The following is a 12,204-nucleotide window of genomic DNA, read 5'->3' as shown; positions in this document are numbered from 1 at the left end:
CCCGACAATGTCTGCACACTCATCCCCGTCGCGACGCGCGACCATCGGGTTCAGTTGCTGGTTGGTCGGCTCGGTGTTATTGATCGCCGGCGGAATGCTCGCAGTCTCGTCGAGCCCGCCCGTGAACGCGACGTTGTACCGGTGGGTGGGAGTGCTCACGGTGCTCGCGGGCCTCGGCATGGCCTTCCTGGCCGGCCGGAGTCGCTCCGCCGATCCGCGCTACCGGCGCGCCGCGATGGCGTTGTCGCTGGCTATCGTGGTTCTGGTGCTGTTGACCGGCCTCAATATTCTCGTGCTGGTCGCGCTGCTCCCGCTCATCGCGGGTACCGGCCTGAGCGCGCTGTCGCAGCGGAGGGGTGACGATGGAGAGTGAACCGGTGAACAAAGTTGCCGCCGAGGTCCTGTTCTACGAGCAGGGGGCCAGCTGGGCGTGGCTCTTGCTGGGGCCGTTCGCCGGTGTCGGCATGGCGATTCTGCAGATGACCGGCGGATACGGCTACGACCTGTGGATTCCGATCCTGTTCCTGGTATTGGTGTCGGCGTTCGTGGCCATCCAGATCAAGGCCGCGCGCATCCACACCTCGGTTGAGCTGACCGCCGAGACCCTGCGCCAGGGCGCCGAGATCCTGAAGATCGATGAGATCGTGAAGATTTACCCCGAGGCGTCGGGCTCCGAGTCGCCGAAGTGGCAGTCCGACCGGGCCCTCGGTGAGCTCTCCGGGGTGCCCCGGGGCCGCACCGGCATCGGGCTGAAACTCACCGGCGGTCGCGGGGCCCAGGCCTGGGCACGCAAGCATCGTCGGCTGCGGGAAGTGCTGACGCCACTCGTCGAGGAGCGCACCCCGTGAAGCGTCGCGCCGTCGTCGAGCTCGTGGTGGCCGCCGTTGCCGCCGTGGGCTGTGTGCTGAGCTGGATGGCGGCGGCGACGACGATCGAGGTGGCACCCGTATTGGACGGTGAGCCGGTCACCACGGCGGTCAGCTATTCGTCGCCGCTGTTGGTGCTGGCGTTGGTGCTGGCGGGTCTGGCGGGCGTACTGACGGTGTTGGGTGTCGCCCGGTTGCGCCGCTGACACATGACCGACTGGCAGCCCGTCTCGCAGGGAGAATCCGGCGCCGGTGTGTTCCGGGACGCTGACGGTGCCAGGTACGCCAAGGTGGTCGGCCCCGCGGCAGCGGCCGATCTGGCCGCGGAACGGGACCGGGTGTCCTGGGCGCACGACCACGGGCTTCCGGTGCCGGAAATCATCGACTGGTCTGCCACCGAGGACGGCGGTGCCGTCCTGGTCACCAGTGCCATCGGCGGCGTCGCTGCGGATCGGCTCGCGGAACCGGCTCTGCGGGCGGCCTGGCCCTCGATCGTGGAGGCGGTCCGCACGCTGCACGGCATCGCGGCCCACGAGTGTCCCTACCGGCGCGATCTGGACGACATGCTGGCCCGGGCCCGCTCGGTCGTCGCCGCGGGTGCGGTCAACCCGGAGTTCCTGTGCGACGAGGACCGGGACGTCCCGCCCGGAGAACTGCTCGCCCGCGTCGAACGTGAGGCCGGTCTGCGTCGCCGCCAGGAGGCCGCCGATCAGGTGGTGTGCCATGGCGACCTGTGCCTGCCGAACATCCTGATCGACCCGGACCGGCTTACCGTCGCGGGGTTCGTCGACCTGGGCCGGCTGGGACTCGCGGACCGCCATGCCGACCTGGCGTTGTTGCTGGCCAATACGGCCGACACCTTTCCGGGATTCGCCGAGGGCGACGCGGCGGGCCTGGCAGTGGACTATCCGGCGGCGATAGACGAGGACCGGCTGCGGTTCTACCTCGCATTGGATCCGCTGACCTGGGGGTGAGAGCCCAAGGCGCGGTTCAGGAATCGAGCCAGGCCAGCTCGTCGGACAGGTGCGCGCGCCAGAAGTCCTGATCGTGGCCGCCGGGGTAGAAGCCGACGGCCGGGGTCCTGGGCAGTTGGTTGACGAACATTCGGGTCGCGGCGTAAAACCCGTCCCCGGTGCCGCAGTCGATGCGTAGCGGGATCGACCCCAGCGCCGGTACCAGTCTCAGCGCTGAGTTCTGCTGCCAGTCTTCGAGGCTGTCGAAGGCGTCGGGCGGGGCGCCCCAGTACGTGAGGTAGAGCGCCGGGCTGATGGCGCAGACCGCCGCGGTGCGCGCCGCGCCCAGTCTGGCGCCCAACAGCATGGCGCCGTAGCCGCCCATCGACCAGCCCATGAAGGCCACGCGCGAGGTGTCGATGCCCTTGGTGGCCAGCATCGGGATCAGTTCGTTGAGCACCATCGCCCCGGAGTCTCCACCAGAGGCTCGACGGCGCCAGAACGAGTTACCGCCATCCACACTGACCACTGCGAACGGCGGCCGGCCGGCCGCGGTCAGCTGAGCCAGCGCCTCGGGGATGCCCAGGCTCATCACGCCGGCGGCGTCGTTGTCCATCCCGTGCAGGGCGATCACCGGACGTAGTGGGCCGTGCTGGCCCGGCGGGCGGGCGATGATCCAGTTGGTTTCGACGCCGCCGCGGGCCGCGGAGATGAACGACCCTGAGTCGCGGGTCGGCAAGGGCGCGCCCGCGGCGGCCGGTTGGTTGGGGTTCGGAGACGCGCCGGGCTTGGGCGGACCGAGCAGGCTGCCCAACGCCATCAGTCCCGCGGCACCCGCACCGGTGACGCCTAGACGCAGCGCGTCGCGGCGGGTCAGCGAGGTCACCTGCGCATCATTCCAACTGCGGGTCTCAGCCTGCGACACGGTCCGGCATCAGCGCGATAACGCCGCCCACCGTGTCGGTGATCCCGGTCACAGAACTCTTGGTACAAAGTTCGAAATCTGTAACACTGTGTCCATGACCGAATTGGTTGAGCAGCCGCAGCAGACCGACGCCCTGCCCCTGGGGCCGCAATCGCTGGTCTGGAAGTACTTCGGCGACAACCGGATGTATCTGATCGGCCCCCGGCCCGCCGTGCTGCAGAACATGCTGGCCGAGCTGGGGCAGGGCGTGCTGGACCATTCGACGTTCTTCTCCGACACCGCCGAGCGGCTCAAACGCACCATCCCGCCGATCTTCCGGACCGTCTACGGCACCGAGGACGAGAACGCCGGCACCCAGGTGCGCGACTTCCATCACCACGTCAAGGGCGATATGCCCGACGGCTCGCGCTACCACGCGCTGGACCCCGACACCTACTTCTGGGCCCACGCGACGTTCGTCGAGCAGGTCCTCTACTTCGCCGACACCTTCGTCAAACGGCTCAGCGACGCCGAGAAGGAACAGATCTACCTGGAGTCCAAGACCTGGTACCGCCGCTATGGGGTCAGTGACCGGCCGATGCCGGCCACCTACGCCGAGTTCGAGCAGTACTGGGACCGGGTGATGAACGAGGTGGCCGTGCCGCACAAGTCCGCCCGCTACGGCGTCGGCTATGTGACCAAGGGTTTCCCGTGTCCGAAGGGGGTGCACCCGGCGGTGTGGCGCGTGGCCGCCACGGTGTTCGACCCGGCCGCGGCCTTCCTGACCGCGGGCGGGCTGCCGCCGCGCGCCCGTGACCTGCTCGACCTGCCGTGGAGTGAACGCCAGGAACGCAATTACCAGCGGTTTGCAGCGTTCTGGCGGTCCCGCCCGGTGAACTGGGTGTGGGATCATCTACCGATGAGTGTGCGCTACAACAAATTTGCGCAAAAGGGCTATGCGCGAGGCTGATTCGTCGCCCGCGACGGTGTCTGATTCGTCGCCCGCGACGGTGGCGATCCTGGATGCCGCCCTCGTCGAATTCGAACGGCACGGCCTGCGCCGCGTCGCGCTCGACGATGTGGCGCGCCGGGCCGGCGTCAGCCGCACCACGATCTACCGTCGATTCGCCAACCGTGACGAGCTGGTCGCCGCCGTGATCGAGCGGGAAAATGTGGCGCTGTTCGCCGACATCGCCAACGAGTTGAAAAGTGCAGGGCCGCAATCGAATTACTATGTCGAAGCGTTCACGCTGTCGATCCTGCGGTTCCGGCGCCACCATGTGCTCAACCAGCTGATCGCCGACGAACCGGCCCTGGTCATGGAGATGCTGCACACGCACTACGGCGCGGCGGTCGAGCGGATGGCCGCGGCGCTGAAGGTGATCTTCCCGGCCGGGTTCGCCGACCGCATCGGCGAGCAGGCGGTCAACGACCTGGCCGACACCATCCTGCGCTACGCGGGGATGGTCCTGTTGCTGCCCAGCGTCGAACCCCTCGCCACGCCCGAGGACATCCGGGCATTCGCCACCCGCCATTTCCTGCCCAGCCTGCCGGCGTCGCTGCGCACCGTCTCGGCCTGATCCGCGCGAGGGGCGGTGGCAAAGTGTTTGGCAGCTCGCACTTTCGGGCAGCCGATAGGGATGACCACCGAGAAGCCCCGCGTCACCGAAGAGAACCGCAAGGAAGCCGAGCGCGTCATGAAGTCCTACGACAGCGACCGCTCGACCGTCACCCTGCCCGGCAGCCACGGCACGGTCTCGGGCACAGCTGTCAACGACTGGTTGGACGATGACGGTAAGCCGATCTACGGTCGGCCCGACAACGAGCAGTAACCGCGAACCCATGCCGTCGCTGGCCCGTTGTTGCCTACTGTGGCTGGTGTGACTGCGATCCCGCTCGAACGAATCGCCCCTGCCTTCGTGACGATGGCCCACGAGATCGTGTGGGCATCGGTGGCCACTGTCGATGCCGACGGCCAACCCCGCAGTCGGATCCTGCACCCGATCTGGGAGTGGGACGGGACCGATCTGTTCGGCTGGATCGCCACCGTGCCCAGCCCGGTCAAGCGGGCGCACTTGGCAGTGCATCCGCACGTCTCGGTCAGCTACTGGACCACCAACCACGACACGTGCGCGGCGGACTGCCTGGTGGAGTGGTACACCGACGACGAGACCTGCAGGCGGGTGTGGGACCGCTTCGCCAACGGCCCGGCGCCGGTGGGCTATGACCCGTATGTGATCCCGCAGTGGAGTGGCGGGCCGACGTCGGATCAGTTCGCGGCGTTGCGCCTGACTCCCTACCGGCTGCGGGTGATGCCGGGCACGGTCATGACAGCGGGGTCCGGCGAGGTGCTGAACTGGCGGGCGTGACGCCGGCGCCGCTCACGACCGGATGCAGTGGCCACCGTTGCCGCTCGGCCCCGTGGCCGGAATGCCACGGCACGACGGACTCGGCGACGTCGCTGACGTCCTCGTCGGTGTCGATCACCGCGTAGCCGGCCGAGTGCCCGGGCAGTCCGTTGACCAGGCATTCGTATCTGATCCGGTGCGCCAGGTTGCGGGTCCAGCGGATCGCGTCGCGCCTCCGGTTCGACGGCAATCGACGTGCGTCGCAGATCAGCAGGACCCGACGCGCACCCACGGTAAGCGCGGTGGTGGTTGCCAACGCGCATGCGTCGTTCGCGCGAGCGCGTAACCGCCTGCGCCATGCGATGGTCTGGCGTCCGACGAACCGGGATCGCACCGACTGCCCGTCGAAAATGACGATCACCGAGTCGATCTCGTCGGCACTCAATGGCGGTGTTGCCGAACCGGTCGTGTGCCAACGTGTCCGGATCGGTACCCGCGCGCACGGCGGATGTGCATGTTTGACCCGGATGTCGGAGCGCCCCAGCGCCGCGGCGATCGCCTCGGACAGATCCGTCAGCCAGCCGAGCGTGAGGACCTGCGGGCCGACGGATTCTCGCCCCGCCACTGCAATTCCATCCGCCGTTCTCGATGCTAATAAGAAATTGTCATACTTCCGGCCGATCTTATTTTTCGCAACGTAATACACCTCGACCAATAAATGGGGATTCTCGAATTTTGCCGAATGTCAGATGATCAATGGTCCGAATTCGATACGGAGGAAATCCCGGCAGGCTCGGGGGCCTATCCATCGATGGTGCCGACAGCGGGAAGTTGAAAAACGTGCACTTCAGAGTGCTACGCCCGGTCAGGGCGCTTCCTCCTGGGAATCATCTCCCCGGACTCGGCGGCCTTGTCGCGCTTTGCTGCTCGCCGTTCCTTTATGGTCATTGCCGGTTTCTTGGGCGCGCGGCCTTGGGATTTATCAGCCATCGTTGCTCCTTTTACTCGCAAACAATCACTGAGCCCGACCATACATCAGAAAAAATTAAAAGCCAGTCGGCGACTTTTCGGCCGCCAGGTGCGTTGAATACGGCCGTCTAGGCCGGCCGGTGCCTGACCTTCGGGGTGGCGTCGTGATGGCCGAGGTGGAGACCGGGAGCCAGCATCGCCACCCGGTGCCGGTAGTCGCGGTATTGATCACCCAGGCTGTCCACCAGGTCGCGTTCTTCGAGCTGGATCGCCACCAGGATGTAGACGGTGCTGACGGCCGCGAACAGCAGATGGCCCGCGGTCATGGTCGGGGTAGCCCAGAACGCGACGATGAACCCGGCCATGATCGGGTGCCGGATAACCCGGTAGAGCATCACCGTCTGGAATCCCAGCTCGCGATACGGCCGGCCGCGCCAGTTCAGCCACACCTGCCGCAATCCGAACAGGTCGAAATGGTTGATCATGAACGTCGAGGCGAACACCGTGGCCCAGCCAAGCCAGAACAGCGCCCAGAGGATCATCCGGCCTGCGGCGGATTCCACATTCCAGACGATCGCGGGCATGGTGCGCCACTGCCAGTACATGAGGAGCAGGGCCAGGCTGGACAGCAACACGTACGTGCTGCGTTCGATGGCTTGCGGGACGATCCGCGTCCAGCGGTCCTTGAACCAGGGCCGAGCCATGACACTGTGCTGGATGGCGAACACCGACAGCAACAGCAGGTTGACGAGCACCGCCTCGGCGATGGGTGCGGCGATGCCGGAATCGACCGTGCGCGGCACCACGAGATTGCCGACGAATCCGATCGCATAGAGGAACGACACGACGAACAGGAGATAGCTCGCGATGCCGTAGACGATGATGGGTAGGCGCTTCATGGTGACCTCCAGCCACCGATGGGACAGATGCCGCCCCGCTGCCGGCCGCAGTAGTGGCCTCTCCACGGTAGACCTTGTATCCCCAGGTGAACAGGGGTCTACTGCACCGTCCGCACCTACTCGACGTCGGTCTGAACTACGACGTCGGTCTGAACTACGCGGAGCGCTCCGCCTTGGCAGCCTCGCGGGCCAGCATGCGGTCCCGTTGCTCCTCGAACCGCAGAACCTGCTTCTCGAGATCTCCCAGATAGGTCGCCAGCTGTTCGCGGCGCTTCTCGCCGACTGCGGTCACGTCGTTGCGTTCGAAGATCCGCCACTTCTTGACGTTGGGCATCACGACCTCTTCGAGGTGCTGACGCAGATCGTAGATGCCGTGCTTGGCCATGATCACGCTGTTGCGCCGCCAGTTCGGCATCCCGCGACCGGGCATGCGGAAACCTTCGATGATGGCGCACACCGCCTCCATCGCCTGGTCGGGGGAGAGGTCGAAGCCGGCGGAGAACACGTTGCGGTAGAAGACCATGTGCAGGTTCTCGTCCGTCGCGACGCGCTGCAGCATCGACTCGGCGAGTGGGTCGTCGCAGATCTTGCCGGTGTTGCGGTGGCTGACGCGGGTCGCGAGTTCCTGCAGGGTGGCGTACGCCGCGATCATCAGCGGGCCGGGCTCGTGGATCTCGCGTTCTTCCTCGTCGGGGTCGTAGCCGTTGCGCATGTGCTCCATGCGCATCCGCTCCAGGGCGACAGGGTCCACTCCGCGGGTGACGACGAGGTAGTCGCGGATGACGATGCCGTGACGGTTCTCCTCCGCGGTCCACTGGTTTACCCAATGACCCCAGGCGCGGTCGAGCGAGAAGTGATTCGCCGCCCCGCGGTGATAGGACGGCAGGTTGTCCTCGGTGAGCAGATTGGTGATCATCGCGACCTTGGCTACTTCGGACAGGCCCGACTGTTCCGGTGCCCAGTCTTCGCCACCCAGTGCCGCGAAGTTGCGGCCGAGGTCCCACGGGACGTAGTCGTGCGGATGCCACTCCTTGGCGACCTTCAAGTGGTGATTGAGGCCTTCTTCGGCAACCGGCTCAAGTTCCTTGAGGATCTCGGTGTCGGTCAATTGTCTCTGCATCAGCGTCCCATCAAGTCGTGACCCGACCGTTGTGTGTATATGACCGTAGCCCGCGCAACCCGTAGATCGGTGCTTCCACGCCTCGAACGTGACCCATTCCAGCAATGCGGGAGTGCGCCTGCGCCCGGGCGCGCGGTCGGCACCGGCGTGTGTGACGTCGAACCTCACCCGCCGGCTCCCCTCCGATGCGGTGAAAGCGAAGTCCTTGTCGTTGATAACCGCTTTCCCCGATCTTCGGTGATACGGGGTGACGATTCCTCAAGCCGCGATAAACGCCGTCGATGCGCCCAAGCCTGTGGGGCCCGGTCAAATCTATCCGAATCGGCGGCGGCATGCCGTCGGCGTGTCATGCCACGAAGTGCCGCCGATTGTCTCGAGCGTACGCGGTGGTGCAAATCGCCCCGGAATCAGAATTTTGAGGCGTCGAACTTCGCTGCGTACTTCTCGGCGCAGGCGATCAGGAGCCCAGCGCGTGAGCCATCGCCACCACGATCGGGCCCAGAAGCGGCAGCGTCACATTGGAGAAGGCGTAGACGATCGTGTATGCCACCAGCGGAGTGGCGTTGCCTGCGGCTTGCTGAACCGCGGTGACACCCGGCGTCGAACACTGCTGGCCGGTGAGCGCACCCAGCGTGAGCGGTGCGGGCAGGCGCATGACCTTCCAGGCCACGAACAGTGAGATGGTTGCCGGTATCGCGGTCATCGCGACGCCGGCGATCGGCAGGCCGATGCCGAACTGTTCGACCAGCGCCACGGCCTGCGGACCCGACGACAGGCCGACGGCGCAGATGAATACGGCCAGCCCCATCGTCTTGATCACGTCGGCCGCGTCAGAGTCGTATTGCCCGAATGTAGGCCGCTTGGAGCGGATCCATCCGAACAGGAGCCCGGCCAGCAGGCAGCCTCCGCCGGTGCCGAGGGTGAGCGGGATGTCTCCGATCGGCAGGATCAGGCGTCCGATGAGAAACCCGGCGACGAGTCCGACCGAGATGAAGACGAGGTCGATCTTGACGGTCGGGTCGAGCCGGAACCCGATCCGGCCGATCACGCGTTCGAGGTCGCGGGAGGAACCGGCCAGGCGCACGATGTCGCCGTGCTGGATCACGGTCGCGTCGTTCACCGGAAGGTCCTGGTCCCCACGTCTCACTCGCTGAAGGAATACGCCGCGCCGCTCTTCGACATCGATGTCGCGCTTGAACTGGCCGGGCGTCGTGGTCCGGTAATCGTCGTCGGTGACGACGACATCGGCGACGTCGATGTCCATCCCGAGGTCGTCTCCGGCGACTTCGGTGCCGAGGCTGCTCGATGCTCCGACCACCTTGTCGCGCAGGCCCACGACGAGGACTTCGTCGCCCCGGGCCAGTTCCAGGTCGGGTTGGACGTCGAGGACGGTGCCGGCCCGGGAGACCCGCTCGACGGTGATCTCGTCGCCCAGGCTGTCCAGGACGCGCGCGATCGTCTGGCCGGCTGCGTTGTCGACCCGGTAGACGCGCCCGACGACGCGCGGTGCGGCAGGGGTGGCGGTGTCCTCGTCGGACCCTCCTCCGAGCTGCTTCCACAGCTTGGCCGCCTCGTCGCGCAGGGAGACGCGCATGATGAGCGGAAAGATCTGGCTGGACAGGACCACGATCGTGATCAGCCCGCAGATGTAGGAGATCGAGTACGCGGTGCCCACGTTGGCCTGCAGTGTCGCGATGTCGGCGTCCGAGAGCGGGAGCCTGGCGATGGCGTCGGTCGCCGTGCCCACCACGGCGGATTCGGTGGCGCCGCCGGCGAGCAGTCCGGCCGCGGTGCCGACATCCAGGTCCATGATGAGGATCGCGGCGGCGGTGATGCCCAGCACGGAGACGACCTCGATGACGGTGAACGCGGCGTACTTCAGGCTCTTGCGGTTGAGGCTGGCGACGAAGGTCGGCCCCGAGACGTAGCCGAGCGTGAAGATGAACAGGGCGAAGGCGATCGTCTTCACTTCGTCGTTCAGCTTGATGTCACCGAGCATGCCGATCAGGATCGCGACGACCAGCGTTCCGGCTACCCCGCCGAGGGAGATCTTCCAGACTCGCACCTTGCCCACTGCGAATCCGGCCGCAAGGCATACGAACAGCGCGATCTCGGGAGTCGATTCCAGGGTGCGAACGATCCAGTCGACCGCTGTCATCATCGCGTACGGCACATTCGGGATGGTTCCTTTTCTGCCGAGCGGTTATCGGGTGGTCACACTGCTCGGCAGTCAATGTATCGGGATTACGAGGTTCCCACTGCGAATCTGCCGTGGTGCTCGCCGGATGAGATCGGCAGCACCGCGCTCAGCGTTCGGCTTGGCAGTTGATGTCGACGTAGACCGTCGTGAACAGGCCGGATCCGACGGCCGTTCCGGGGTGGGCCGGTTCCCCGTGCTCGTCGGTTACGGTGCACTGCGGCAAAGGAATACCGGTAGGCCCGTTCAGTTGCACGGTGTAGTCCTCTTACGGCAGCCGGCCCACCACCTCGGACGCGTCCATACCCGCGGAGCGCGCTGCCGCGGCGGGTGCGGTCCCGCCGCCGAAGCCGGCAGCGAGCAATATGGCAGCAACCTCAATCGATAGTCTCATTTCCAAAACTCCTGTCTACCTTCGACATTGAAGAGGCGCTTGCTCTCAACGAGGTATACGCACCGGTGGTGCCGGGAGTTCATCGTTGGCGGCCCGGTTGGCAAGTCCGGACCCTGTTCAGCACCGGCGGTCGAGCCGGTGACGGTTCAGACGCGCAAACAACACCGCGCCCGGCTGACCGGACTGTTGCGCCACGATGAGGGAACGACCGATCTGGGGTCCATGAACGACCTGCCTATGTGCTGGACCAGCATCGGCCACGGACGGTGGCGATCCACCCACCGGGCCCTGCGGCCGGCGAGGGAGCGATTGCTATTGAGGCTCAGGTATTTTCAGCCGTGTCGAGTGCGTCGGTCAGCATCAGGCCGTGAGGGCCTCGGCGATGCCGCACACTCGTGCGAGCTTGCGATCAGCAGTGAGCAGAGGTATGCGAAGCGGACTGGCCAGTTCGACATAAAGAGCACCGAGCAGTCGGATGTCCCCCCGTCGCGCCCACGCGGCCATCTGCACTATTGCGGACACATTCAACTGAGCTGAGCGCGCCCGATCCGCTGGCTCATCGGGGACATAGACATTCAGCCGCGCCATACACACACTATGCACACACGTGTGCGCCCGCTCTCGGGGATCGGCGAACCGCCTCAGATCCGCCGCAGCAGCACCGCCTGCTCGAACGGCAGTCGGGCGAAGACCCGCCTGACGCGACCTTTTACGTGAGCCGCGGCCTCGGACTTGGACATCACCTGCGGGTCGGCGAGCCGGATGGTCTTGCCGTGACGACGCATCTCGGCACCACCGGCCGCGGTGATGTTCTTCAACCAGTCGCGGTCCGGCCCGTAGGTCAGCAGAATCGCCACACCGGTGTCGGTCGAAAAGACACTCAGGGGAGTCCGGTATGCCCGACCTGATTTGCGGCCGACGTGCTCGAGAATCCCGAATGTCGGTGCCCAGCCCGCCCAGAGTCGCTGGATCGGGTTGGTGACGTGGCGGTTGAACCGGGCCAGCGATTGCGGCAGTTGCATGGCCCCATTCAAGCGCGGCCGTGACAGCGGTCACAACCTACTGTGGTCGGATCTTCGGGCCTCTATATTGCCGCGCCGGGGCGAATGAGCCGAGACTGAAGAAATGGCCTATCTCAAACCACCGTGGTTCGTCCGGAAGGTGTTCAACCGGATCGCCATGGCGACGGGCGTGGGGCACAGCGAGACGCTCACCGTGACCCGGCGGACCAACAAGGAGCCACAGCAGATTCCCGTCGTCGTTCCGGTGGTCGACGGGGTCAGATATCTGGTGTCGACCCGTGGTGAGTCGGACTGGGTGCGCAATGTGCGGGCCGAACCCAAGGTCCGGCTCGGAGGCGTGGAGTACATCGCTGCCGAGGTTCCGGTACCGCAGCGGGCACCGGTCATCGCCGCCTACCGTCCGCTCGCGGGCAAGGTGGTGGAGGGCTACTTCCGTGATCTGCCCGATGACGCCGATCACCCGGTGTTCGCGCTCACGCCGGCCGGGTGACCGAGTCCACTACACCCTGTAGTTGACCGATTTGCACCGGCT

Annotated in this window: 16 protein-coding genes and 1 pseudogene; 9 read left to right on the top strand and 8 right to left on the bottom strand. The window is 66.0% G+C overall.

Translation table 11 applies throughout. From position 1 onward, the window contains the following. The first annotated feature begins 7 nt into the window (after nt 1–7). The 4 genes from ACZY08_RS00220 to ACZY08_RS00205 are packed head-to-tail and all read left to right on the top strand — an operon-like array spanning nt 8 to nt 1,840. Complete coding sequence (locus tag ACZY08_RS00220; protein WP_463742614.1) at nt 8–373, top strand: hypothetical protein; 366 nt, start codon at nt 8–10, stop codon at nt 371–373. Continuing rightward, nucleotides 363–848, top strand: coding sequence for a DUF3093 domain-containing protein (locus tag ACZY08_RS00215; RefSeq protein WP_463742613.1), 486 nt, complete (start codon nt 363–365; stop codon nt 846–848). The genes ACZY08_RS00220 and ACZY08_RS00215 overlap by 11 nt, the downstream gene beginning before the upstream one ends. Next, a complete protein-coding gene (locus tag ACZY08_RS00210; protein ID WP_463742612.1) occupies nt 845–1,072 on the top strand; it encodes a hypothetical protein in 228 nt (75 codons plus the stop codon). Before ACZY08_RS00215 ends, ACZY08_RS00210 begins: the two co-directional genes overlap by 4 nt. Before the next feature lie 3 nt (nt 1,073–1,075). Continuing rightward, nucleotides 1,076–1,840, top strand: coding sequence for an APH(3'') family aminoglycoside O-phosphotransferase (locus ACZY08_RS00205; protein WP_463742611.1), 765 nt, complete (start codon nt 1,076–1,078; stop codon nt 1,838–1,840). A gap of 16 nt (nt 1,841–1,856) precedes the next feature. Here the strand turns inward: ACZY08_RS00205 and ACZY08_RS00200 are convergent, their stop codons facing one another. After that, the gene (locus tag ACZY08_RS00200) at nt 1,857–2,705 is read right to left on the bottom strand and encodes an alpha/beta hydrolase (protein WP_463742610.1); all 849 of its coding nucleotides are present in this window, start codon (nt 2,703–2,705) and stop codon (nt 1,857–1,859) included. A 133-nt stretch (nt 2,706–2,838) separates the two neighbouring features. On the opposite strand from ACZY08_RS00200, the gene ACZY08_RS00195 reads away from it, so the two are divergent. The 4 genes from ACZY08_RS00195 (at nt 2,839) to ACZY08_RS00180 (ending at nt 5,092) form a co-directional block, all read left to right on the top strand. Further along, complete coding sequence (locus tag ACZY08_RS00195) at nt 2,839–3,693, top strand: oxygenase MpaB family protein (RefSeq protein ID WP_463742609.1); 855 nt, start codon at nt 2,839–2,841, stop codon at nt 3,691–3,693. Continuing rightward, on the top strand, nt 3,680–4,303 hold the full coding sequence (locus ACZY08_RS00190) for a TetR/AcrR family transcriptional regulator (RefSeq protein ID WP_463742608.1): 624 nt from the start codon (nt 3,680–3,682) through the stop codon (nt 4,301–4,303). Before ACZY08_RS00195 ends, ACZY08_RS00190 begins: the two co-directional genes overlap by 14 nt. Before the next feature lie 60 nt (nt 4,304–4,363). Beyond that, entirely contained in the window at nt 4,364–4,555 is a 192-nt protein-coding gene (locus tag ACZY08_RS00185) for a hypothetical protein (RefSeq protein ID WP_463742607.1), read from the top strand. A 93-nt stretch (nt 4,556–4,648) separates the two neighbouring features. Further along, nucleotides 4,649–5,092: a pyridoxamine 5'-phosphate oxidase family protein gene (locus tag ACZY08_RS00180; protein WP_463744088.1), complete on the top strand. Its 444-nt coding sequence runs from the start codon at nt 4,649–4,651 to the stop codon at nt 5,090–5,092. Here ACZY08_RS00180 and ACZY08_RS00175 read toward each other — a convergent pair. The 7 genes and pseudogenes from ACZY08_RS00175 to ACZY08_RS00145 form a co-directional block, all read right to left on the bottom strand. Next, nucleotides 5,049–5,696 carry a hypothetical protein gene (locus ACZY08_RS00175; RefSeq protein WP_463742606.1) on the bottom strand — a complete coding sequence of 216 codons (648 nt, stop codon included), beginning with the start codon at nt 5,694–5,696 and terminating at the stop codon, nt 5,049–5,051. The genes ACZY08_RS00180 and ACZY08_RS00175 overlap by 44 nt on opposite strands. A gap of 472 nt (nt 5,697–6,168) precedes the next feature. Next, nucleotides 6,169–6,939 carry a methanethiol S-methyltransferase gene (gene mddA, locus ACZY08_RS00170; protein WP_463742605.1) on the bottom strand — a complete coding sequence of 257 codons (771 nt, stop codon included), beginning with the start codon at nt 6,937–6,939 and terminating at the stop codon, nt 6,169–6,171. A gap of 154 nt (nt 6,940–7,093) precedes the next feature. Then, the gene (locus ACZY08_RS00165; protein WP_463742604.1) at nt 7,094–8,059 is read right to left on the bottom strand and encodes an acyl-ACP desaturase; all 966 of its coding nucleotides are present in this window, start codon (nt 8,057–8,059) and stop codon (nt 7,094–7,096) included. 457 nt (nt 8,060–8,516) lie between these two features. Beyond that, entirely contained in the window at nt 8,517–10,232 is a 1,716-nt protein-coding gene (aspT, locus tag ACZY08_RS00160) for an aspartate-alanine antiporter (RefSeq protein ID WP_463742603.1), read from the bottom strand. A gap of 292 nt (nt 10,233–10,524) precedes the next feature. Next, nucleotides 10,525–10,650, bottom strand: coding sequence for a hypothetical protein (locus ACZY08_RS00155; RefSeq protein WP_463742602.1), 126 nt, complete (start codon nt 10,648–10,650; stop codon nt 10,525–10,527). A 498-nt stretch (nt 10,651–11,148) separates the two neighbouring features. After that, nucleotides 11,149–11,238: pseudogene (locus ACZY08_RS00150) on the bottom strand (type II toxin-antitoxin system CcdA family antitoxin); the annotation flags it as partial. 53 nt (nt 11,239–11,291) lie between these two features. Next, nucleotides 11,292–11,672: a nitroreductase family deazaflavin-dependent oxidoreductase gene (locus ACZY08_RS00145; protein WP_463742601.1), complete on the bottom strand. Its 381-nt coding sequence runs from the start codon at nt 11,670–11,672 to the stop codon at nt 11,292–11,294. Between the two features lie 103 nt (nt 11,673–11,775). Between ACZY08_RS00145 and ACZY08_RS00140 the strand changes: the two genes are divergently transcribed. Next, nucleotides 11,776–12,162, top strand: coding sequence for a nitroreductase/quinone reductase family protein (locus ACZY08_RS00140; RefSeq protein WP_463742600.1), 387 nt, complete (start codon nt 11,776–11,778; stop codon nt 12,160–12,162). Nucleotides 12,163–12,204: the final 42 nt, after the last annotated feature.

This window comes from Mycobacterium sp. IDUB_9 (genome assembly GCF_055419505.1).
This window is presented reverse-complemented; position numbering and strand designations above follow the sequence as displayed.